Source organism: Actinoallomurus acaciae, from assembly GCF_042429965.1.
Lineage (GTDB): Bacteria > Actinomycetota > Actinomycetes > Streptosporangiales > Streptosporangiaceae > Actinoallomurus > Actinoallomurus acaciae.
On record NZ_JBHLZP010001019.1, the window covers coordinates 1 to 1636 of the forward strand.

2 protein-coding genes are annotated in these 1636 nt (G+C 76.2%); both read right to left on the minus strand.

What is annotated here, in order from left to right:
- The coding region (locus tag ACFFNX_RS50025) for a hypothetical protein (RefSeq protein ID WP_378213537.1) at positions 1–287 on the minus strand (287 nt) is incomplete at its 3' end.
- Positions 284–1291, minus strand: a complete 1008-nt coding sequence (locus ACFFNX_RS50030) for a hypothetical protein (protein ID WP_378213538.1) — start codon at positions 1289–1291, stop codon at positions 284–286. The genes ACFFNX_RS50025 and ACFFNX_RS50030, both read right to left, overlap by 4 nt.
- Positions 1292–1636: the final 345 nt, after the last annotated feature.

A 1636-nucleotide genomic window follows, 5' to 3' on the forward strand; every position in this document is an offset into this window, starting at 1 on the left:
TGGCGGTCACCGAACCGGTACGGCGGCGGCGCCGTCCCGCCGACGCGGAGGGCGGACGCCCCGTCGCCGATCAGCGCACGCACCCGACCGGCCTCCGCCTCGGTCAGCGTGAGGTCCGCGGCCCGCTCGGCGAGGAGCGAGGCGAGGTCGGCCATCTCTCCGTCCGCCAGGCACAGGCGCATCTCGGCGAGTGCCTCGTCGGGGACCCGCCCGGCGAGTCCCAGCAGCAGGATGTGCGCGTCCGTGGGGGCGCAGCCGATTCCGGCTCGGTGGTCCGTCGCGGTCACGGTCTGCTCCTCTGGACGTCGGGCACCGGATCGCCCGGCAGGGGCGCGAACCGGTCGTCGTTCTCGGTGGGCGGCGTCACGGGCCGGCTCTCGGCCGCCTTGACCAGCCGGGCCCGTACGCGGTCGGCCCACTCGGTGTGCCCCGGCCCGGCCTTCGCGGGCGGTACCTCGGTGAGCAGGACGCGACGGACCGGCGCCGTGGCCGGCGGCGGGTCGACGGCGAGCACCCGGAACACGGTGCCGGGCAGGAAGGCCACCTCGGGCGTGGGCCGCCCCTCGGCGAAACCGGTCAGCCGCCGTGCCGTGGCCGACCAGATCAAGAACTCCACTCCCCCCGGGACCGGGGCGTCGAGGTCGTCCAGCGCGATGAGCGGCGCGGCCTCGACCAGGTCCTCGCCCTCGCGATACGCGTCCGCGGCGCCGGAGCCGGGCGGACCGCCGCGGACGACGGCGCCCTGGAACGAGGGCAGTCTCCGCAGTCCCCCGGCCACGCACACGGCGAACGCGCGATCGGCGTCGTCTCCGCCGAACCGGAACGACTCCACGGTCGCGGCCTGGTCGCGGCCCGCGAACACCCGCACGGCCGCCAGGTCCGTCATCAACGCCTCGTCCGGCGGACCGGCGCTGCGCAGCCCAGGGTGCTCGGCGAGCAACCGGGCCACCGAACGCGTGGCCGCGTCGTACCGCCAGCCGAGCGAGGCGCGGAACGCCTGCCGCTCCTGCGGGGTACTGACGCGTTTCGCCAGCCAGAGCCGGTCGTAGCCGCGTCCCTGCGGAGAGGAGAGGTCCGACGGCGCACCAGGTGAGGGCGACGCGGCCGAGCCGACGGTCACAGGAACGACGAGCGGCACGGACGCCCGCTCCCGCAGCAGGGCCGCCGAGGACACGGACCCGGCCGTGGTCACCGACGTGTCCACACCGGTGGGGGACTCGCCACGCTCGGGAACCCGCCCAGGCCGTCCCGGCCCACTCGCCGCCGGGTCGACGGTCACGACGAGCGGCACGCCCACAGAGGACTCGGACGCGATCGCCGACGCGCCCTCACCGGTGGGCGATTCGCCGGGAACCCGCCCATCCCCGTCCACCCCACCCACCGCCAGACCGGCGGTAGCGGGAGCGACAAGCGGCACGGACACAGAGGACACGGCCCCGGACGCGTCCTCACCCGTGGGCGATACGCCGGGGAACCGCCCGTCCCGCCCCGCCCCACCGGCGGTCACGGGAACAACGGACGGCACAGCCGCAGCGGACACGACGGCCTCGGACGCGGTCACCGACGCGCCCTCACCGGTGGGCGATTCGCCGGGAACCCGCCCATCCCCGTCCACCCCACCCACCGCCAGACCGGC